The following is a 20,991-nucleotide window of genomic DNA, read 5'->3' on the forward strand; positions in this document are numbered from 1 at the left end:
GCGCCAGCTGCTTTCACAGGCCTGCCAGCGGGGCAAGCGTGGCCGCCAGTACAGCCAGCAGCACAACCGCCCAAGACGGCCACTTGCGCCAGACCAGTGCCGCGAAGGCGACGATGGCAATGAGCAGGTCGCGCGCGCTGAAGATGGCGCTGGTCCAGACCGGCTGGTAGAGCGCCGCCAGCAGCAGTCCCACGACTGCGGCATTGACGCCAGCCAGCACCGCCTGCATCGCGGCCTGGCGACGCACGCCATCCCAGAACGGCAGCAGCCCGGTCACCAGCAGGAACGAGGGCGCAAAGATGGCCAGCAGGCACAGCAGGCCGCCGGCCACGCCGTTGGGCCAGGAGGACATTACCACCCCCAGATAGGCTGCCAGCGTGAAGAGCGGGCCGGGAATTGCCTGGGCCGCGCCATAGCCGGCCAGGAAGACGTCCTTGTTCACCCAGCCCGTGGGTACCAATTCGGCCTGCAACAGCGGCAGCACCACATGCCCGCCCCCGAAGACCAGTGAGCCGACGCGATAGAAGATGTTGACCTGCTGCAGCCACGCCGCCGGATAGACCGCAGCCACCAGCGGTATGCCGGCCAGGAGGACGAAGAACAGCAGCAGGCAGGCGCGACCCGTACGGCGGCTGACCACCAGCGGCAGGTGTTCCTGCAGTGCAACCTGTGGTCCGTGCAGCAGCAGCCGTCCGGCCAGGCCGGCCGCCACGATCACTCCCAGCTGCACCAGGCTGCCCTGCAGCTGCCAGGCCGCCAGCGCAGCCAGCATCATGATGGCCAGCCGCACCGGTCCGCGGCACAGTGTCTGCGCCATCCCCCACACCGCCTGCGCCACGATGGCCACGGCCACGATCTTCAGGCCGTGCACCACGTCCCCGGAGAGCCAATGCGCATCCTCCAGCACCGACAACGCTACCACCATCAGCAGCAGCGCGGAGGGCAGCGTAAAACCCAGCCAGGCCGCCAGGGCACCACGATAGCTGCCCCGGACCAGGCCGATGGCCAGTCCGACCTGGCTGCTGGAGGGGCCGGGCAGGAACTGGCACATGGCCACCAGGTCGGCATAGGTCTGTTCGGTCAGCCAGCGCCGCCGTGCCACGAATTCATGGCGGAAGTAGCCGAGATGGGCGGCTGGCCCGCCAAAGGAGGTCAGTCCCAGTCGGAGGAAGATCATGAACAGGGACCAGGCAGACTGGCGGGGCGCGCTTGGCAAGGCAGAGTGAGCGGCGGGTACGGGAGCAGGGGAGGCAGGCATGCGGTGGTCGGGGCAGGGTGTCCGGGGAGTCCGGGTGGCGCCTATATTAGAGGCGGCTTGAGGGCGAAATGAAGTTTTTTTCATGCTGCCAGCCATTTCATGCGGGATACGCCGCTTTTTCAGTCTGCGCAGGTGATAAAAAAGCCCGATTTTGCCCGGTTCCCCCTTGATCTGCGGCAATGCATCCCGATTTGGCGGTTTGGTGCCTGCGCAGTGCTAGAATGCAGGGCTATTTTTCAATCAACCTTTGGAGCCTTACGTGTTTATTTCCGACGCATACGCGCAAACGGCCGCAGCAGCCCCTGGTGGCGCGATGGGCAACCTGGCCAGCTTCCTGCCGATCATCCTGATGTTCGTGGTCCTGTATTTCCTGATGATCCGCCCGCAGATGAAGCGTCAGAAAGAACAGAAAGCCATGATGGACGCACTGGGCAAGGGCGACGAAGTCGTCACCTCCGGTGGTCTCTTGGGCCGCATCACCAAGGTGGCCGATGGCTACATTACCATCGAAGTCTCCGAAGGCACCGAAGTCATCGTGCAAAAGGGCGCTGTCACCACCCTGCTGCCCAAGGGCACCATCAAGGGCCTGTAATCGGCCTCACCGGTTGGCCGGCCTGAACCGGCGAACCCATGGGCGCATCGCTGATGCGCCCATGTCGTTAGAACGGCGCGCAGAAACTTCCGGTTCCTGGCGAGCGTTCTGAACAGGGTGGCAGGTCCCTGCCGCCCTCTCCCGCAAGCAAGAAGCACAAGACCATGAATCGTTACTCTCTCTGGAAATACGCACTGATCGTCCTGGCCCTGCTGTTCGGCGTGATCTATACCGTCCCGAACTTCTTCGGCGAATCCCCCGCGGTACAGATCAGCAGTGCCAAGTCGACCCTGAAGGTCGAGCCTGCCGTGGCCGGCCGTGTCGATCAGATCCTGAAACAAGGCAATCTCGGCGCAGAGAGCGTGGCGTTCGACAATGCCGGTTCGCAGCCGTCGGTGCGTGCCCGCTTTGCCACCACCGACATCCAGTTCAAGGCCAAGGCCCTGCTGGAGAAGGAACTCAACACCGACCCCAGCGACCCGACCTACATCGTCGCCTTCAACCTGCTGCCCAACACCCCGCAATGGCTGCAAAGCCTGCACGCCTTCCCGATGTACCTGGGCCTGGACTTGCGCGGCGGCGTGCACTTCCTGATGCAGGTCGACATCAAGGCGGTCCTGAACAAGCGCTTGCAAGGCATGCAAGCGAGCGTGCGCAGCCTGCTGCGTGACAAGAACATCCGCCACAGCGGCATCAACCGCTCCGGCGACAGCATCGAGATTTCCTTCCGCGATGCCGATACCCGCAACAAGGCCCGCGCCGCCCTGGGCGAACTGCAGGAAATGCTGCTCACCGACGCCGGCAGCGGCGATGACCTCAAGCTCATCGCCACCCTGCGTCCGGAAGCCCTGAAGCAGACCCAGGAAGACGGCGTCAAGCAGAACATCAGTACCCTGTCCAAGCGCGTCAACGAACTGGGCGTGGCCGAGCCGCTGATCCAGCGCCAGGGCGCCGACCGCATCGTGGTCGAGCTGCCGGGCGTGCAGGACGTCTCGCGCGCCAAGGACATCATCGGCCGTACCGCCACCCTGGAAGTGCGCATGGTCGATGAGAGCGTGGTGCGCGGCACCGAAGAAACCTCGGCCATCCCCTTCGGCTCCGAACTGTTCAAGATCGGCAAGGGCGCGCCCGTGGTCCTGAACAAGGAACCGGTGCTGACCGGCGACTACATCTCCAACGCCTCGGCCAGCTTCGATGAAAACCACCAGCCGGCGGTGAGCATCGACTTGAACGGCGATGGCGGCCGCAAGATGCGCGAAGCCACCCGTGACAAGGTCGGCAAAGCCATGGCCATCGTCCTGTTCGAAAAGGGCAAGGGCGAAGTCCTGACCGTAGCCACCATCCGCTCCGAACTGGGTTCGCGCTTCCAGATCACCGGCATGGGTTCGCCCGAAGCCGCCAGCGACCTGGCCCTGCTGCTGCGTGCCGGTTCGCTGGCCGCACCGATGGACATCATCGAAGAGCGCACCATCGGCCCGCAACTGGGTGCCGACAACATCAAGAAGGGCTTTGATTCGGTGCTGTATGGCTTCCTGGCCATGGCCGTCTTCATGGTGATCTACTACCAGCTGTTCGGTTTCTTCAGCGCCCTGGCGCTGTCGGTGAACGTGCTGCTGCTGGTGGCGCTGCTGTCCACGCTGCAGGTCACGCTGACCCTGCCGGGTATTGCCGCCATCGCGCTGGCGCTCGGTATGGCGATCGACTCCAACGTGCTGATCAACGAACGCATCCGTGAGGAACTGCGCGCAGGCAATTCGCCGCAGGCAGCCATTGCTGCCGGTTTCGATCGCGCGTGGGCGACCATCCTGGACTCCAACGTGACCACCCTGATCGCCGGCCTGGCGCTGCTGATCTTCGGTTCCGGCGCGATTCGCGGCTTTGCCGTGGTGCACTGCCTGGGCATCCTGACCTCGATGTTCTCGGCCGTGTTCTTCTCGCGCGGCGTGGTCAACCTCTGGTATGGCCGCAAGAAGCGCCTGTCCGGCCTGGCCATCGGCCAGATCTGGAAGCCCGAGGGTGACGTGCTCTCGACCTCCGGCAAGGCACAGGCCAAGCGCGACGCCAAGTAATCATCAGCAGCACAGCCAGATTTGAGCCGGGCGCCCCGTTGAAGGCGGCGCCGGCACCGAAAGGATAGTGATGGAATTTTTCCGCATCAAAAAAGACATTCCCTTCATGCGTCATGCCCTGATCTTCAATGCGATCTCGGCACTGACCTTCGTGGCCGCGGTGTTCTTCCTGTTCTCCAAGGGATTGCACTTCTCCATCGAATTCACCGGCGGCACGGTCATGGAAGTGGCCTACAACAAGCCGGCTGACCTGGAGAAGATCCGCAAGTCCATTGAGGGACTGGGTTACCGCGACACCCTGGTGCAAAGCTTCGGCACTGCCCAGGACGTCATGATCCGCCTGCCCGCCCAAGCCGGCGTGAACGCCAGCCAGCAGAGCGAGAAGGTCAATGCCGCCCTGAAGGCTGATGATCCGGACGTGCGCCTGCAGCGCGTGGAATTCGTCGGTCCCCAGGTGGGTGACGAGCTGGCCCATGATGGCCTGCTGGCCCTGGGCATGGTGGTGCTGGGCATCGTGATCTACCTGGCCTTCCGCTTCGAATGGAAGTTCGCGGTGGCGGCAGTGATCGCCAACCTGCACGACATCATCATCATCCTGGGCTTCTTCGCCTTCTTCCAGTGGGAGTTCTCGCTCACGGTGCTGGCCGCCATCCTGGCCGTGCTGGGTTACTCGGTCAACGAGTCGGTGGTGGTGTTCGACCGGGTGCGCGAAGCCTTCCGGGACCGCCGCTTCGGCAAGCTCTCCGCGCCCGAAGTACTGAACCACGCGATCACCAGCACCATGTCGCGTACCGTCATCACCCACGGCAGCACGGAAATGATGGTGCTGGCGATGTTCTTCTTCGGTGGCCCGACGCTGCACTATTTTGCGCTGGCGCTGACCATCGGCATCCTGTTCGGTATCTATTCGTCGGTGTTCGTGGCGGCAGCCCTGGCCATGTGGCTGGGCGTGAAGCGCGAAGACCTGATCAAGCCGGTCAAGGTCAAGGACGAGAACGGCGGCGCAGTGGTCTGATTCCCGGATTCAACTGCGTTGCACAGGAAGGGCCGCCGCGTTCGCGCAGCGGCCCTTTTTCATGAGAGGCCCGCAAAGGCGGGATAATGCGGCAGTTCATCACTGCACATCACGGCATTCCAGATTTTTCATCATGACCCCATCCATCGATCTGAACGATATCGACTATGAACGCCGCTTCGGCGGTGTGGCACGTCTCTATGGCGCGGCCGGCTTGCAAGCTTTCCGCCAGGCGCGCGTATGCGTGGTCGGGGTCGGCGGCGTAGGCTCGTGGATCGTCGAGGCGCTGGCCCGCAGCGCCATCGGCCACCTGACCCTGATCGACCTGGACAACCTGGCCGAATCCAACGTCAATCGCCAGATCCATGCGCTCACCGGCACGCTGGGACAGGCCAAGGTGACGGCCCTGCACGAGCGCATCAGGCAGATCAATCCGACCTGCGTGGTCACCGAGGTGGAGGATTTCGTCGATCCGGAGAACGTGGAGCAGATGCTGGGCGGCGGCCGTTTCGATTACGTCATCGACGCCATCGACAACGTCCCGGCCAAGGTGGCCATGATCGCCTGGTGCCGCCAGAACGGCATGCCCATGGTCACCATCGGCAGCGCCGGCGGGCAGATCGATCCGACCCAAATCGAGATCCGTGATCTCTGCCGCACCGAGCAGGAACCGCTGCTGGCCAAGGTGCGCAAGCGCCTGCGCTCACAGCATGGTTTCCCGCGCGGGACCAAGAACAAATTCCACATTGACGCCGTGTTCTCCACCGAACCGCTGCGTTTCCCTGAACTGGCCGAGGGCGAGGCCTGCGAGATCGCACCGGGTGAAGACCTGGATGTGGGCGAGGATGCCGCCGACAGCACGCAAGCCGGCGTGACAGGATTGAATTGCGCCGGTTTCGGCTCGGCCATGGTGGTCACGGCCAGCTTCGGCCTGGTGGCCGCAGCGCATGTCCTGAAAAAGCTGGCCGGGAAGGCCAGCTGACAAAAGGGGCGGGGCCAGCTCAGTGCCCGCCGCCCTCATCGACCCGGTGCGCGGACACGCACAGCAGCACGCTGACGGTGACCAGCACCATGGCTGCGATCTCCAGCAGGGTCGGCCAGCGCTGTTCCCAGAGGAAGCCGTAGAGCAGGGCGAAGAGGGTCTCGAACAGGATCATCTGGCCGATCATGGTCAGCGGCAGCAGGCGGCTGGCCTTGTTCCAGCAGGCATTGCCGAACAACGAGGCAAAGATGGCCACGCCCGCCGACACCGCCACGAAATGCATCCACTCGCTGCCCGGATGCGGCTGCAGCATCACCGTGAAGGCGGGCACTGCGATGAACAGCGACAGCAGCCCCGTGACCACACCGATCAGCAGGTTCCAGTCATGCGCAGAAACTTCATGCAGGCGTCCCAGCCAGCGGCTGTTGCCGACCGCATAGGTCGTCCAGGAGACCAATGCGGCCAGGGCGCAGAAGAAGCCGATGATACTTTGCTTCATATCGCCTCCAGCCGACCCGGCCAGCGACTGCCAGGCGACGCAGGCAATCCCCGCCAGGCCCAGCCCCAGCGACGGCGCCAGCTTGCGCAGCGAGACCGCGCCATGCCCGCGGCTGCCGATGATGCTCACCGCCACCGGCAGGAAGCCGATCACCAGCGAAGTCATCGCCATGCCGCCCAGTTGCACGGCACTGGCCAGGAAGACGTAATACACCACGTTGCCCAGGAGGCTCAGCCACACCAGCGCGCGCCATTCAGCGCGGCCCAGGTGGGGCAGCAGCTTCCTGATGCGCGGTGCGATCAGCAGTGCGGCGAACAGTCCATAGGCGAGATAGCGCCCGGCCGTCAGTTGCCAGGGCGAGAAGGCGCGGGTCAGTTCAGGTGCGAGGAACACCAGGCCCCAGGCCGCACCGGCCAGTGCGCCATAGAAGATGCCTTGCAGGATCGCGTTGGAACTCATCGGGAATCAAAGCCAGCCATGTTGCGAAGTGGGGCAGTATGCCGCAGCGGGCGCAGGAAGGATTGTTGCAGGCTACGGATTTCTTGTGGCGGGCGAGGGCGGAAACGAAAACGCCGGCATGACGCCGGCGTTTGCCTGCAACCAGCGTGACCGTCAGACGATGGCGCCGAACAGGCCCGCACCGATAAAGGCCAGCGCCACCACGCCAATACCCATCGACAGGTAGGCCAGCACGGCGACGCCCGTGATGATGGTGGCCGACGCCAGGACGATGGCCACTTGCAGCATACCCGCGGCCATTTCCATCTTCTCGTATTTCTCCATGTAGGCATGCGCCTCATGCTCGGCTGCGCGCGCCTTGTGGGACAGCTCCTTCTTGCCTTCGCCGCTCTTCTCGTCGCTGTCGTAATGGGCGATGGCGTCGTCGAGCTTGGCCACGGCCGCGCTGATGCGTTCATCCTTGGGATTGCCCAGCAGGGTCAGTTGCTGCTTGGCCAGCTGCGCCGCATTGCCGCGTACCGACTTGGCCTGGAAGAAGGACCACAGGTTGGCCGCCTCCTGATGCTTCAGGATGACTTCGGTCTGGTACGACTTGGACAGGGTTTCGGTAATGGCCAGCACCAGCGCCAGGATGGCGATGAGCAGGGCCAGCTTCTTGTTGCCGGAGGCATGGGCGTGCTCGGCGTGTTCCAGGTTTTCGGTGGTTTCCGTCATGATCGTTGTTGGTATGGGAGCAAAGGAGGCCGGCCCGGCAATTGGGCAGCGTTTCAACAACGATTCACATGCACATCGGTTGACCTGAATCATCACGAAACTCGTCTTTTCCCGTAGGGCGGGTGCGTCCTATCCTCAGGGATAATTGCACCAACGGGCAATGTTCGGGTAAAACATTCGCATTTCCTCACGGCTTGCGCGCAAACCGCCGGACCGGTCCCCGGGGGGAGGGTAGCAAGGTCCGCCCAGATTGCGACTCCTGCAAGTCCAGTTGTCTTTGGCTACACTGTTGAGCCACAAATTCTGAATTTGCGGGATTGGATTTATTGACTGACGTTATACAAAAAGACAATCACATGATCGTTATTGATCAATTACATTAATGGTTCTTCGCAAGCACGACCGGGACAAGGCCAGGCTGGCCCCGCAGTACGGCGTCGTGGCGCCGTAGCAGAACGCAGTCAGTCTATTGCCGAATCATCAAGCCGCCGCCCGCCAGGCAGTCTGGGGGTGGCCAAAGGATGCCCGTCCCCCGGTCCGGGCATCATGACCATCGGGTCGATCAACAGGAGAGAACGCAATGTCGAATGAAGCCAAGTGCCCCTTCAACCATACCGCCGGCGGCGGCACCAGCAACCGCGACTGGTGGCCCAAGCAGCTCCGTCTGGACCTGCTGGCCCAGCATTCTTCCAAGTCCAACCCCATGGGTGAGGATTTCGATTACGCAGAAGCCTTCAAGAGCCTCGACCTGGCTGCCGTCAAGGCCGACCTGGCCAAGGTGATGACCGATTCGCAGGACTGGTGGCCGGCCGACTTCGGCCACTATGGTCCGCTGTTCATCCGCATGGCCTGGCACAGCGCCGGCACCTATCGCATTGGCGACGGCCGTGGCGGTGCAGGCCGTGGCCAGCAGCGCTTCGCGCCCTTGAACAGCTGGCCCGACAACGTCAACCTGGACAAGGCCCGCCGCCTGCTGTGGCCGGTCAAGCAGAAGTACGGCAACAAGATTTCCTGGGCCGACCTGCTGATCCTGACCGGCAACGTCGCGCTGGAAACCATGGGCTTCAAGACCTTCGGCTTCGCCGGTGGCCGCCAGGACGTATGGGAACCGGACCTGGACGTGTACTGGGGCACGGAAACCACCTGGCTGGGCGGCGATGATCGCTACGGCAAGGGCAAAGCCGGTGCCAGCCATGGCGAGATCACGGCCGACGCCGACCGTCACGGCAACGAGCAGAGCCGTACCGCCCCCACCGGCCGCAACCTGGAAAACCCGCTGGCCGCCGTCCAGATGGGCCTGATCTACGTGAACCCGGAAGGTCCGGAAGGCAACCCCGACCCGGTCGCAGCCGCCCATGACATCCGCGAAACCTTCGCCCGCATGGCGATGGACGATGAAGAAACCGTGGCCCTGATCGCCGGCGGCCACACCTTCGGCAAGACCCACGGTGCGGGCGACGCCAAGCACGTGGGCCGTGAGCCGGAAGGCGGCGACCTGGAAAGCCAGGGCCTGGGCTGGAAGAGCAGCTTCGGCAGCGGCGCCGGTGGCGACACCATCAGTTCCGGCCTGGAAGTGACCTGGACCCAGACCCCGGCCCAGTGGAGCAATTACTTCTTCGAGAACCTGTTCAACTATGAATGGGAACTGACCAAGAGCCCGGCCGGCGCCCACCAGTGGGTGGCCAAGGGTGCCGATGCGGTGATCCCGCACGCCCATGGTGGCGCACCGCTGCGTCCGACCATGCTGACCACGGACTTGTCGCTGCGCTTCGATCCGGCCTATGAAAAAATCTCGCGCCGCTTCCTGGAAAACCCCGACCAGTTCGCCGACGCCTTCGCCCGCGCCTGGTTCAAGCTGACCCACCGCGACCTCGGCCCGCGTGCGCGCTACCTCGGTCCGGAAGTGCCGGCCGAAGAACTGATCTGGCAAGACCCGCTGCCCAAGGCAGAGGGTGCGCCGATTGATGCCGCCGATGTGAGCGTCTTGAAGAGCAAGATCCTGGCCTCGGGCCTGTCGGTGAGCGAGCTGGTCTCGACCGCCTGGGCCTCGGCCTCCACCTTCCGTGGTGGCGACAAGCGCGGCGGTGCCAACGGTGCACGCATCCGCCTGGCGCCGCAGAAGGATTGGGCTGCCAACCAGCCGGCCCAGCTGGCCAAGGTATTGAAGGCGCTGGAAGGCATCCAGGCCGAGTTCAACCAAGGTGCCAAGAAGGTATCGCTGGCTGACCTGATCGTGCTGGCCGGTAGCGCAGCCGTTGAAAAGGCGGCCAAGGATGCCGGCGTCGCGGTCACTGTGCCCTTCAGCGCAGGTCGTGTGGACGCGTCGCAGGCGCAGACCGACGTCGCTTCCTTCGAACCGCTGGAACCCGTCGTCGATGGTTTCCGCAACTTCCAGAAGCAGCGTTATGCAGTGCGTGCCGAAGACATGCTCATCGACAAGGCCCAGCAGCTGACCCTGACCGCGCCGGAAATGACGGTCTTGATCGGTGGCCTGCGCGTGCTGGGCAACACGGTCGGTGGCAGCACCAAGGGTGTGTTCACGTCCAAGGTCGGTGTGCTCTCCAATGACTTCTTCGTCAACCTGCTGGACATGGGGACCGAGTGGAAATCCACGTCGCCCGCCCAGGAAGAGTTCGAAGGCCGTGACCGCAAGAGCGGTGCCGTCAAGTGGACCGGCACGCGCGTGGACCTGGTGTTCGGCTCCAACGCCGTGCTGCGCGCCCTGGCCGAAGTCTATGCCAGCTCGGACGCCAAGGAAAAGTTCGTCAAGGACTTCGTGGCCGCCTGGGTCAAGGTGATGGACCTGGATCGCTATGACCTGAAGAAGTAAGCAGCAAAGCAGCAACGCAGTCAGGCAGTGAAGCGATGAACGACGGCGGGCCGCAAGGCTCGCCGTTTTTCTTTGCGTGCGCGCATGTCATGGAGATGTCACGGAGTACGTCGGCGCAGGGGCTATAGTGGCGTTCGGTCTTTTTCTTCACCTGCGAGGCGCACGATGGCACTGAGCCTGGATGACATTGCCCTGCTGTTCACACGGCACGGCCACACCCAATATGCCGGCGAGCCGGTCACGCAACTGGAACACGCGCTGCAATCGGCGCTGCTGGCCGAGCAGGAGGGCGCAGCGCCCAGCCTGATCGTGGCCAGCCTGCTGCACGACCTCGGGCATCTGCTGGAAGATCTGGGCCAGACCCCGACGCTGGCCGGCATCGATGACCTGCACCAGTACCGCGTGCTGCCTTTCCTGCGGGGTGTGTTCGATGAAGCCGTGCTGGCCCCGATCGCCCTGCATGTGGATGCCAAGCGCTACCTGTGCGCCACCGATCCGGATTACTTCGCCCAGCTCTCCGCCGATTCGGTGCGCAGCCTGCAATTGCAGGGCGGGATCTTCGATGTGGAACAGGCTGCGGCGTTCATTGACCGGCCCTATGCAGAGGAGGCGGTCAGGTTGCGGCGCTGGGATGATCGCGCCAAGATGGCGGGTTTGCCCACGCCCGATTATGCGCACTATGCCGGCTACTTCAGCCAGTGCCTGCTGCAGCCAGGCAAGTCCGGCCGTGCTCAGGCCAGGTAAGTCTTCCGATACGCCGCTGGGGTGGTGCCGCGCAACTTGCGCAGCGCGTGCGTGAGTGCACTCTGGTCGCCATAGCCACAACGCTGGGCAATCTGCGCCAGCGGCAGGCTGCTCGTGCGCAGCAGCTGGCAGGCCCGGGCCACGCGGACTTCGGCCAGCCAGGCGCGCGGCGACGTGTCCAGTTCGGCGCGAAACCATTCATGTAGCCGGCTGGGGGAGATCGCTGCCAGTTGCGCCATCTGCGCCACCGTCCAGGGATGGTCGGCGCGCGCCTCCACCCGCGCCAGCATCAGGCGCAGACGCGACAGCGCCTGCGGCTGCTGCGTGAGTGTGTCCAGCAGCAGGGGAATCCAATGCTGTAGCGTTTTGCCGGCGGGGCGGGTGTCGCTCAGTGCCAGCGCCATGAATTCCACCAGTTTGCCGGCGGCGCCTGACAAGGGCAAAAATGGCCGCTGCGCCAGCGCCTCCAGTTGCAGGCTGCCGACCGCATCGGGGGCCAGGTCCACCACCAGCGAACGATTCTCGCCGCCGGCGCGCGTGGCGTGCCGCGCACCGGGTTCGACGAAGGCTGCCGTGGCGGTATCGGCCAGGCCTTCGCGGCCGGCGATGTCCATCGCCAGATGGCCTGCCAGCGGCAGTACCAGCTGCGGGAAATCATGCCGGTGCGCCAATGACTCCTCGCGATAGCTGCGCAGGTGCAACTGCGCCATGGGCGGGGCAGTGTCGGGATGCGGTAGCGAGGATGGGATCATGGCGCGCAGGGAGGTGAGGCAACCCCGCCATGATAGCGGACTTCGCTGTGACGGCCGCAAGCGCGATCCCTTCACACGACATCCGCATGACCTGAAGCGTCTTGCAAAACATCAGTGTTGCCGGCAGCCAAGACAAAGCCGCCGGGCTTGCGCCACGGCGGCTTCGGGAGAGGCCTGGATGCGGGTGAAGCTTACTGCATATGCCAGCCATGGCTGACCACGACGGACTGGCCGGTCAGCGCGTTGGTCGGGAAGGCCGCCAGGAAGACGGCAGTCTGGGCCACGTCCTGGGTGGTGGTGAATTCACCGTCCACGGTGTCCTTCAACATGATCTTCTTGATGACGTCCTCTTCGCTGATGCCGAATTCCTTGGCCTGCTCGGGGATCTGCTTTTCCACCAGCGGCGTGCGCACGAAGCCGGGACAGATGACGTTGGTGCGGATCTTGTCCTTGGCGCCTTCCTTGGCCACGGTCTTGGCCAGCCCCAGCAGGCCATGCTTGGCGGTGACATAGGGCGACTTGAGCGCCGAGGCCTGGTGCGAGTGGACCGAACCCATGTAGATGATGGAGCCGCCACGGCCTTGCTTGATCATGGCCTTCATCGCCGCGCGGGTGGTCAGGAAGGCGCCGTCGAGGTGGATCGCCAGCATCTTGCGCCAGTTCTCCAGCGACAGCTCGGTGACCGAACTGATGATCTGGATGCCGGCATTGCTGATCATGATGTCCAGTCCGCCGTAGGTGTTCACGGCATCGGCCACGCCCTTGTCGACCTGGGTTTCATCGGTGACGTTCATGGCCACCGCCATGGCGGTGCCGCCATTCTTGACGATCTCTTCGGCCGTGGCCTTGGCCGCTTCCAGGGCCAGGTCGGCGATGACGACCTTGGCACCCTGCTTTGCATATTCGACCGCGATTTCCTTGCCGATGCCGCTGGCCGAACCGGTGATGAGAGCGACTTTATCCTTGAGTAGCATGATCTTCCTTTATGTTTCGAGTTGACGGACATTGCAAAGCCAGGCCGCCAATGCCACCGGCGCAATTGCGCTCGGCCAGCATGGCGGCCAGCTATCCCTGGTTTCGATGAACTGAGCATCGAAAGATTCCACGGGTGCCGATCTCGCCCTTGCACCCGTTTTCCTTGCCCTCGCGCGTGTGCCTGCTCCTCGATGGGAGGTCTCCTGGCGCCGCTTTGTCATGCCATTGTAACGCTGGGCAGCCGGTTGTTGCTGCACTGCCAAAACGCTTGCAGAGGTCATGTGCGTGAAACATTCGCTGGTTAGTCTGTGCAGCGTTATCCCGGGGACATCGGCTGTTTCTCGAAAACCATCGATCCATTCTTCGATTTCATTTGAGACAGCCGCAATTCTGAAGGGGATGCAGGAAGCATGTCAGGCGAGGTCGCTTATGTTGTTTGGTTGACCTGGCAGATGTTTTCCACGGTCCCCTTCAACATCACCACAAAGGACAATGCATGAGACTGCTTACCATTCCTGCCGATGCCAATCCGAGTTTTGCCAAGCTCAACCTGAGCCTGGCCAGCACCCCGGAAGAAGTGCGCGAAGTGCAGCGCCTGCGCTACAAGGTGTTCATCGAAGCGATGAACCTGTCGGCCCTGGCCAACCCGGAAGGCCTGGACAAGGATGAGTTCGACGACTACTGCGATCACCTGATCGTGCGCGACAGCAAGACCCTCTCGGTGGTCGGCACCTATCGCGTGCTCAGTCCGCACGGTGCACGCCGCATGGGCAAGTTCTACTCGGAACAGGAATTCGACCTCTCGCGCCTGGACAACATCCGTGGTGTCATCGCCGAAGCCGGCCGCGCCTGCATCCACCCGGACTACCGCAGCGGCGGCGTCATCATGATGCTGTGGGCTGGCCTGGCCGCCTACATGCGCAAGGAACGCTGCGAATACCTGATGGGCTGCGCCAGCGTGAGCCTGGCCGATGGTGGCCACAACGCCGCCGCGCTGTATCACGCCTTCCGCGAAAAGAACCTGGCGCCGCCGGACTACCGCGTCACGCCGCTGCTGCCCTTCCCGCTGGAAGACCGCCAGGCCGGCGTCGAGCCGCAGATCCCGCCGCTGCTGCGCGGCTACCTGCGCAGCGGTGCCTGGGTGTGCGGCGAACCGGCCTGGGATCCTGATTTCCACTCGGCCGATTTCTTCCTGCTGCTGCCGCTCTCCAAGCTCGACAGCCGCTACGCCCGCCACTACCTCAAGGATTCGAGGACCGCATGAAGCCACGCGAACAGTTCATGGAAAAAGCCCAGGGGCTGTTCGCCGACCTGGGTCCCGACCACGATGCCGGTGACGAGGAAGCCAAGCGCGAACCGCTGCGCTTCCGCACCATCTGGATTTCCGACATCCACCTGGGGACCACCGGCTGCCAGGCCGAGCGCCTGCTGGAGTTCCTGCGCGCCACCGAATCCGAGACGCTCTATCTCGTGGGCGACATCATCGATGGCTGGCAACTCAAGCGCCGCTGGTACTGGGACCAGTCCCACAACAACGTGGTGCAGACCGTCCTCAAGAAAGCCAAGAAGGGCACCAACGTCATCTTCGTCCCCGGCAACCACGATGAAGTGATCCGCCAGTTCATCGACCTCGATTTCGGCGGCATCAAGATCCGCGACGAACTGGTGCATGTGACTGCAGAGGGCAAGCGCATGCTGGTGCTGCACGGCGACCGTTTCGATGGCGTCATCGCCTGCGCCAAGTGGCTCGCCTACGTGGGCGACAGCCTCTACACCATGATCCTCAAGTTCAACCAGTGGTTCAACAGCTGGCGTGCCCGTGCCGGGCTGCCGTACTGGTCGCTCTCGCAGTACCTCAAGTCCAAGGTCAAGAATGCGGTGAACTACATCACCTCCTTCGAAGATGCACTCGCTGAAGAAGCCAAGAAGAAGGGACTGGATGGCGTCATCTGCGGCCACATCCACAAGCCCGAGATCCGCGACATCGGTGGTGTCGTCTACTGCAACGACGGCGACTGGGTCGAGAGCCTCTCGGCACTGGTGGAAGATCCGAATGGTGAACTGCGCCTGGTGACCTGGCAGGAAATCATGCAGCTCAAACGCGCCGGCAAGGAAGCGCGCCAGGCTGCCCGGGAACTCGCCACCGCCTGAGGGTGGCAAGTTCATCGCGCTACATATCGTTTATATTGTTTATATAGTTTATGCGCATTGCCATCATCAGCGACGCCGGAGAGCCGCAAGTCAACGGCGTCGTCAACACCTTGCGCTCTACCGTGCGTTGCCTGCGCGGTCTCGGCCACGAAGTGCTGCTGCTGTCGCCGCGCGACTTCCGCACCTTCGCCTGTCCGACCTATCCTGAAATCCGCCTGGCCTACAAGCCTTATGCCCGCATCGCGGCCACGCTCGAATCCTTCCAGCCCGACTGCATCCACATCGCCACCGAAGGACCGATGGGGCTGGCAGCGCGCCGTTATTGCGTGCGCCACAAGCTCAGTTTTACCACGGCCTATCACACCCGCTTCCCGGAATACCTGGCTGCGCGCAAGCTGCTGCCCAAGGCGATCACCTATCTCCTGCTGCGCTGGTTCCATGGCCGCTCCGAAGCCATCATGGTGCCCACCCCGGCGATGAAGTCGGCGCTGGAAGAAGAGGGCTTCCGCAATGTCGTCCTGTGGGGGCGGGGCGTCGATACCAATCATTTCCGTCCGGCGGTGGAAGACCACGCCTGCATCGAGCGGCCACTGTTCCTCTACGTGGGCCGCGTGGCCGTGGAAAAGAACATCGAAGCCTTCCTCAAACTGGACCTCCCTGGCACCAAGTGGGTGGTCGGCGATGGCCCGCAGCTCGAAGACCTGAGTGCCCGCTATCCCCAAGTACGGTTCTTGGGCGCCAAGGGCCATGACGAACTGCCGGCCTATTACAACTGCGCCGATGTCTTCGTCTTCCCCAGCAAGACCGATACCTTCGGCCTGGTGCTGCTCGAAGCCATGGCCTGCGGCATCCCGGTGGCCGCTTATCCGGTCGAGGGCCCCATCGATGTGGTCGACAACGGCGTCTCCGGCGTGCTGCGCCACGACCTCCAGCAGGCCTGCCTGCAAGCCCTGAAGCTGGACCAGGAAGCCGTGCGTGCCCACGCCGCCACCCGCTCCTGGGAATCTGCGACCCAGCAGTTCCTGCAGCACCTGCACCTGGCGCATCGCAGCGCGCCTGGCAAGGCCGGTGCCATCAAGCCGGTACGCGAGTCCCGCTGAGTTGGCGACGTCTGCCGTGCGCAGCCGTCCCTTTTCTTCATTTTTTGATAACTATGCAAGAGGAACAGGGCCGCATGCCGACAAAGCATTGGCATGCGCGCTCGCGCCTCTTCTAAGATGCGCCACGCCCGCGTGCGCTGACGTCGCAATTGGCTAGTCGCATGGCGCAGCGCCCATAACAAAACGCTAACAGAGACGCCCATGTCGCGCATCACAGCCCGTCAGTGCCGGCCTGACAGGTCCGCCCCACGCACTTTGGCAAAGGCCTGGCGCGGAGCAGGCATGAATCATGCTCACCCGCGAGCGCAAGAACAGCAAAGCAAAACGGACGACGCACCGTGGCCCTCGCCGGTGTCGGCATCCGCATCAAAGTCGTAGTGCGCGTTACAAGGAAGAGAACATCCATGATTCAACATCTCAAGATCGGCAGCCGCCTGGCTTTCGGCTTCTGCCTCATCCTGCTGCTGGCCACCGCCATCCTGCTCATCGGCCTGTGGCGCATGGCCGAGCTGGAGGCCAGCAGTGAATACGTGATCGAGAAGAAGGTCACCGCCATGACGGCCGCCATGAACATGCGCGAAGCCGGCAGCCAGCTGGCGCTGGCCCTGCGCAAGGTGGTTACGCCTACCGATGCCGCCGAAGGCAAGGCCGAGGACGCGCACCTGGGCCAGATCCTGAAGGCCTACGCCGGATTTGAAAAGCAGATCACCGAGCTCTCCTCGGAGGGCCAGGGCAAGCAGTTGCTGGAGGCCACCAGCGGCGAGAGCAAGAAGCTGTTCCCGCTGGTGGAGCAGATTCGCCAGCAGGTGGTCAGCAACAATTACTTCGATGCCGCCCAGCAGTTGAAGAGCGACTTCCTGCCCGCGCACGACAAGTGGATGGCCAGCGTGGCCGCGCTGGCCACCTTCCAGCAGGACGACATGAAACAAGCCCATGCCGACGCCAAGGACAGCTACCGCAAGGCCCAGGTCGGCATGCTGGCCATGGGCGCGCTCACGCTCGGGCTGGGCTTCTTCTTCACCTTCGTCATCACGCGCTCCATCGTCAATCCGCTCAAGCGCGCCGGCCATATCGCGGAAACGATTTCCCGTGGCGACCTGACCCACGACTTCCACGACCAGGGCCGCGATGAAGCCGCCCACCTGGTCAACGCCCTCGATGCCATGCAGGGCAACCTGGCCGCCACGCTCAACGAGGTCAAGGAAAGCGCCGCCGTCATCGCGGTGGCCTCGCATGAAATCGCTCGCGGCAACGTGGATCTGTCCAACCGCACCGAATCGCAAGCCTCCAGCCTGGAAGAAACCGCCAGCTCCATGGAGCAGCTCACCTCCACCGTGCAGCAGAACGCCGCCAACGCGCAGCAGGCCAACCAGCTGGTGCTGTCGGCCTCGGACTACGCCACCAAGGGCGGACGCGTGGTGGGCGACGTCGTGGCGACCATGGGCTCGATCAAGGAAAGCTCGGGCAAGATCGTCGACATTATCGGCGTCATCGATGGCATCGCCTTCCAGACCAATATCCTGGCTCTGAACGCCGCCGTGGAAGCGGCCCGTGCCGGCGAGCAGGGCCGCGGGTTTGCGGTCGTTGCCTCGGAAGTGCGCGCGCTGGCCCAGCGCAGCGCGGCCGCCGCCAAGGAAATCAAGGAACTCATCAGCGACTCGGTGGACAAGGTCGATGCCGGCGGCAAGCTGGTCGATGAAGCCGGTGCGACCATGAGCGAGATCGTCAGCTCGGTCAAGCACGTGGCCGACATCATGGGCGAGATCACGGCCGCCAGCCAGGAGCAGAGTGCCGGCATCGCCGAGGTCAACAATGCCATCGCCCAGATCGACGAGATCACCCAGCAGAATGCGGCCCTGGTCGAGCAGGCTGCGGCCGCCGCCGAAAGCCTGCAGGAGCAGTCCGATGTCCTGGCCCGCGCAGTGGCGGTGTTCAAGCTCAAGACTGCGCGTGCGGGGCAAGCGGGCATGCCGCATCCTGCGCCGGTGATGGGCAGCGTGCAGCCGGCGCGCACCGTCAACGCACCACCGGCCGTGAGCGTGGTCAAGAGCCGGCCGGTGGCCAGCCTGCCGGCAGCGGGTACACCTGCCAACCGCAAGCCGGCAGCCGCGGCACGGGATGATGATTTCGAGGAATTCTGATGGCGGGTACTGAAGCGACCCTGTGATTTCAATGAATAGATAGTTAACTAAAAATCAAGTCAACGCGCAAGCGCCGCCACCTGGCAGGGTGGCGGCGTTTTTTTTTCAAGGCAGAGCAAGCACGTTCCGTGAGAATTCAAGATAATTGCGAAGTTGCCGTAAAGCTATATCAATGCGGCAGACAGACCGTTCCTGCAAGGGGAGGGCGGTCGCCTGCTCAACCGGGGGGAAGAGCGCGGCGTCACGGAAGCGGCCACACAGGCTCGACGACGCCCATGCCGACTGCACGAAGAAGGCGGCCCCGGGGATCACCTTGCGGTACTTTCCCTTCATCCACCGGAACCAGTCCATGTCCATCAAGAACCTTTCGATCAAGGCGCAACTCGCCGTTGCCGTCCTTGTCCTGTCCCTCCTGCTGCTTGCGCTCGGCCTGTCGGGCCTGTTGGGCATGTCGGCCGCCGTGAGTATCAACCGCCAGCTCTCCGAAGAGCGCATTCCCAAGACGGTCGCCGCCGACAATACCCTGATCTGGATCGGCCGCCAGCGTACCTCGCTGGACCAGGCCGCCATGACCAATGACCCGGCCTGGGCCGAGCGCATGATGGGCATGGACGCCAACGCCCGCAAGGAAGCCCTGCAATGGTGGGGCAAGTACACCGCGCTGCCCCAGACCGACGACGGCCGGGTGCTGGTCAAGAAAGTCTCCGAAGGCATCGACAAGACCGAGCAGGAACTGGCCCGCTTCGCCGAGGTGATCAAGGGCGGGGACCGCCAGGCCATCGCCGACCAGGCGCGCAAGGTCGGCACCATCTACACCGCCATGCAACTGGATGGCCAGGCCCTGAGCAAGTATGAGACCGAGCAGGCCGCCGCCAGTGTGGAAGCGAACATGGCCCGGTTCGAGGCCTCACGCATGTTTTCCATCGCGGCCGTCATCGGCGGCCTGCTGCTGGCCTTCTTCAGCTGGTGGTCACTGCGCCGTGCCATCGGCGAGCCGATGCAGCGCGCCCTGCGCCACTTCGATGCCATTGCCAATGGCGACCTGACCCAGCCGGTCCACGTGCATTCGAAGAATGAAATGGGCCAGTTGCTGCAGGGCCTGGCACGCATGCAGGAGAGCCTCTCTCGCACCGTACGTGCCGTGCGTGGCGGCAGCGATGCCATTGCCACGGCCACGCGCGAGATCGCTTCGGGCAACCTGGACCTGTCGGCGCGCACCGAGCAGCAGGCCGCCTCGCTGGAAGAAACCGCCTCCAGCATGGAAGAACTGACCGGCACCGTGAAGCACAACGCCGACAACGCCCGCCAGGCCACGACGCTGGCCGTCAATGCCTCCACCATCGCCGCCGACGGCAATGCCGTGGTCGGCCGCGTGGTGCAGACCATGGAAGAGATCCGCGAGAGCTCGGCGCGCATCACCGACATCGTCAGCATCATCGATGGCATCGCCTTCCAGACCAACATCCTGGCCCTCAATGCTGCGGTGGAAGCGGCCCGTGCCGGTGAGCAGGGCCGAGGCTTTGCCGTGGTGGCCACCGAAGTGCGCGCGCTGGCGCAGCGTTCTTCCAGTGCTGCCAAGGAAATCAAGGAACTGATCATGCATTCGGTCGACCGCGTGCAGGCCGGTTCCCAACTGGTCGGCCAGGCCGGCGACACCATGAATGACGTGATCCAGGCCGTGCAGCGCGTCACCGACATCATGAGCGAGATCTCGGCGGCTTCCAACGAGCAGAGCGCCGGCATCGACCAGGTCTCGCGCGCGGTGACGCAGATGGATGAAGCCACCCAGCAGAATGCCGCCCTGGTGGAGCAGGCCAGTGCCGCCGCCAAGTCGCTGGAGCAGCAAGCCCAGGCGTTGATGCAGGAAGTGGCGATCTTCCGTGTGGGGCAGGGCGAGGCTGTGGCCGTGCGGGCTCCGGTCGAGGTGGTGCAGCCCGTTGCCAAGCCGGTAGCCGCGCCGCTCAAGGCGGCGGCGCCCAAGGCCGCACCGGTCCTGAAGCGTCCCGCCTTGCCGGCGGCTACGTCCGCAGCCAAGCCGGCCTCGCGCCAGCCTGCCAGTAGCGATGACGGTGACTGGGAGACGTTCTGATCGTCCGTTTTTTTGCCTGAAACTTCAGGCGCTCCCATGAAGAATCGCCGCAGCCCGCTTGTGCAGGGTGCGGCGATTTTTTTCTTCACATCCGGCTTCGGGAGGAGCGCCCCGCCCATTGCGCGCGGGTTTTCAGCGTGACGGATGCTTGGCCGGGCCGTTGAGCAACTCCGGGGCGACCACGGCCTTGAGGTAATTGGTGGTCACGTCGCCCCGCTCGCGCTGGGCGATCCACCAGACGTTGCCCTTGCGCAGCGACCATTCCTGAGGTTGTCCCGAGATCAGCCGGGCCGCAACCTGCCCTAGCGTGGGCTGGTGGCCCACGATCAATACCGGTTCGCGGCTGTCGGGCCAGTTGGCCGCACGCAGCAGGTCATCGGCACTCATGTTGGGCGCCAGGTCGGCCACCACCTTGTATTTGCGCTTCAAGGCTTCCACCGTCTGCAGCGTGCGGGTGGCCGGACTGACCAGGATGCGGCAGCTTTCGGGCAGGTTGCGGTCCAGCCATTCCGCCATCTTCGCCGCCTGCTTGTGCCCCTTCGGGGTCAGCGCGCGGCCTTCGTCAGGTTCGCCCAGTTCGGCCTCGGCGTGACGCCACAGAATCAGGTCCATCTCAGCTCC

General features: G+C 63.8%; 18 protein-coding genes. 11 read left to right on the forward strand and 7 right to left on the reverse strand.

Features of this window, described 5'->3' with window-relative positions:
- Window positions 1-13: 13 nt before the first annotated feature.
- The gene (chrA, locus tag CEJ45_RS22825) at window positions 14-1,258 is read right to left on the reverse strand and encodes a chromate efflux transporter (RefSeq protein WP_088757328.1); all 1,245 of its coding nucleotides are present in this window, start codon (window positions 1,256-1,258) and stop codon (window positions 14-16) included.
- 259 nt (window positions 1,259-1,517) lie between these two features.
- Here chrA and yajC point away from each other — a divergent pair, with 259 nt between their 5' ends.
- The 4 genes from yajC (at window position 1,518) to tcdA (ending at window position 5,916) form a co-directional block, all read left to right on the forward strand.
- On the forward strand, window positions 1,518-1,850 hold the full coding sequence (yajC, locus tag CEJ45_RS22830; protein WP_088757356.1) for a preprotein translocase subunit YajC: 333 nt from the start codon (window positions 1,518-1,520) through the stop codon (window positions 1,848-1,850).
- A gap of 164 nt (window positions 1,851-2,014) precedes the next feature.
- Entirely contained in the window at window positions 2,015-3,919 is a 1,905-nt protein-coding gene (secD, locus tag CEJ45_RS22835) for a protein translocase subunit SecD (protein WP_088757329.1), read from the forward strand.
- Window positions 3,920-3,989: 70 nt separating this feature from the next.
- Window positions 3,990-4,934, forward strand: a complete 945-nt coding sequence (secF, locus tag CEJ45_RS22840) for a protein translocase subunit SecF (protein ID WP_006464758.1) — start codon at window positions 3,990-3,992, stop codon at window positions 4,932-4,934.
- Between the two features lie 133 nt (window positions 4,935-5,067).
- Window positions 5,068-5,916: a tRNA cyclic N6-threonylcarbamoyladenosine(37) synthase TcdA gene (gene tcdA / locus CEJ45_RS22845; RefSeq protein ID WP_088757330.1), complete on the forward strand. Its 849-nt coding sequence runs from the start codon at window positions 5,068-5,070 to the stop codon at window positions 5,914-5,916.
- Between the two features lie 19 nt (window positions 5,917-5,935).
- On the opposite strand, the gene CEJ45_RS22850 is transcribed toward tcdA, so the two are convergent.
- Both CEJ45_RS22850 and CEJ45_RS22855 read right to left on the reverse strand, forming a co-directional pair.
- Window positions 5,936-6,874: a DMT family transporter gene (locus tag CEJ45_RS22850; protein WP_088757331.1), complete on the reverse strand. Its 939-nt coding sequence runs from the start codon at window positions 6,872-6,874 to the stop codon at window positions 5,936-5,938.
- 153 nt (window positions 6,875-7,027) lie between these two features.
- Complete coding sequence (locus CEJ45_RS22855; protein ID WP_088757332.1) at window positions 7,028-7,588, reverse strand: DUF4337 domain-containing protein; 561 nt, start codon at window positions 7,586-7,588, stop codon at window positions 7,028-7,030.
- A 580-nt stretch (window positions 7,589-8,168) separates the two neighbouring features.
- Between CEJ45_RS22855 and katG the strand changes: the two genes are divergently transcribed.
- Window positions 8,169-10,418 (forward strand): catalase/peroxidase HPI, encoded by a 2,250-nt coding sequence (gene katG, locus CEJ45_RS22860; RefSeq protein WP_088757333.1) that lies wholly within the window; start codon window positions 8,169-8,171, stop codon window positions 10,416-10,418.
- Between the two features lie 165 nt (window positions 10,419-10,583).
- Window positions 10,584-11,162 carry a phosphonate degradation HD-domain oxygenase gene (locus CEJ45_RS22865; RefSeq protein WP_088757334.1) on the forward strand — a complete coding sequence of 193 codons (579 nt, stop codon included), beginning with the start codon at window positions 10,584-10,586 and terminating at the stop codon, window positions 11,160-11,162.
- Here CEJ45_RS22865 and CEJ45_RS22870 read toward each other — a convergent pair.
- Together CEJ45_RS22870 and CEJ45_RS22875 are read right to left on the reverse strand one after the other, a co-directional pair.
- Complete coding sequence (locus CEJ45_RS22870; protein WP_088757335.1) at window positions 11,150-11,914, reverse strand: helix-turn-helix transcriptional regulator; 765 nt, start codon at window positions 11,912-11,914, stop codon at window positions 11,150-11,152. The two genes, CEJ45_RS22865 and CEJ45_RS22870, sit on opposite strands and share 13 nt — an antisense overlap.
- A 191-nt stretch (window positions 11,915-12,105) precedes the next feature.
- On the reverse strand, window positions 12,106-12,888 hold the full coding sequence (locus CEJ45_RS22875) for a 3-hydroxybutyrate dehydrogenase (RefSeq protein ID WP_088757336.1): 783 nt from the start codon (window positions 12,886-12,888) through the stop codon (window positions 12,106-12,108).
- Between the two features lie 497 nt (window positions 12,889-13,385).
- Between CEJ45_RS22875 and CEJ45_RS22880 the strand changes: the two genes are divergently transcribed.
- From CEJ45_RS22880 to CEJ45_RS22895, 4 genes are all read left to right on the forward strand, one after another.
- Window positions 13,386-14,153, forward strand: a complete 768-nt coding sequence (locus tag CEJ45_RS22880) for a GNAT family N-acetyltransferase (protein WP_008326596.1) — start codon at window positions 13,386-13,388, stop codon at window positions 14,151-14,153.
- Window positions 14,150-15,040 carry a UDP-2,3-diacylglucosamine diphosphatase gene (locus CEJ45_RS22885; protein WP_088757337.1) on the forward strand — a complete coding sequence of 297 codons (891 nt, stop codon included), beginning with the start codon at window positions 14,150-14,152 and terminating at the stop codon, window positions 15,038-15,040. The genes CEJ45_RS22880 and CEJ45_RS22885 overlap by 4 nt, the downstream gene beginning before the upstream one ends.
- A gap of 50 nt (window positions 15,041-15,090) precedes the next feature.
- Window positions 15,091-16,140 carry a glycosyltransferase family 4 protein gene (locus CEJ45_RS22890; protein ID WP_088757338.1) on the forward strand — a complete coding sequence of 350 codons (1,050 nt, stop codon included), beginning with the start codon at window positions 15,091-15,093 and terminating at the stop codon, window positions 16,138-16,140.
- A 404-nt stretch (window positions 16,141-16,544) separates the two neighbouring features.
- The gene (locus tag CEJ45_RS22895) at window positions 16,545-18,281 is read left to right on the forward strand and encodes a methyl-accepting chemotaxis protein (protein WP_088757339.1); all 1,737 of its coding nucleotides are present in this window, start codon (window positions 16,545-16,547) and stop codon (window positions 18,279-18,281) included.
- Window positions 18,282-18,386: 105 nt separating this feature from the next.
- Here CEJ45_RS22895 and CEJ45_RS22900 read toward each other — a convergent pair whose 3' ends face one another.
- A complete protein-coding gene (locus CEJ45_RS22900; RefSeq protein WP_141107043.1) occupies window positions 18,387-18,641 on the reverse strand; it encodes a hypothetical protein in 255 nt (84 codons plus the stop codon).
- Between CEJ45_RS22900 and CEJ45_RS22905 the strand changes: the two genes are divergently transcribed.
- Window positions 18,631-20,370, forward strand: coding sequence for a methyl-accepting chemotaxis protein (locus CEJ45_RS22905; RefSeq protein ID WP_088757341.1), 1,740 nt, complete (start codon window positions 18,631-18,633; stop codon window positions 20,368-20,370). The genes CEJ45_RS22900 and CEJ45_RS22905 overlap by 11 nt on opposite strands.
- A 132-nt stretch (window positions 20,371-20,502) precedes the next feature.
- Here CEJ45_RS22905 and sixA read toward each other — a convergent pair whose 3' ends face one another.
- Window positions 20,503-20,982, reverse strand: a complete 480-nt coding sequence (gene sixA / locus CEJ45_RS22910; RefSeq protein ID WP_088757342.1) for a phosphohistidine phosphatase SixA — start codon at window positions 20,980-20,982, stop codon at window positions 20,503-20,505.
- Between the last annotated feature and the right edge of the window lie 9 nt (window positions 20,983-20,991).

The sequence above is a fragment of the Herbaspirillum aquaticum genome, from assembly GCF_002213425.1.
GTDB classification, from domain to species: Bacteria; Pseudomonadota; Gammaproteobacteria; order Burkholderiales; family Burkholderiaceae_D; genus Herbaspirillum; species Herbaspirillum aquaticum.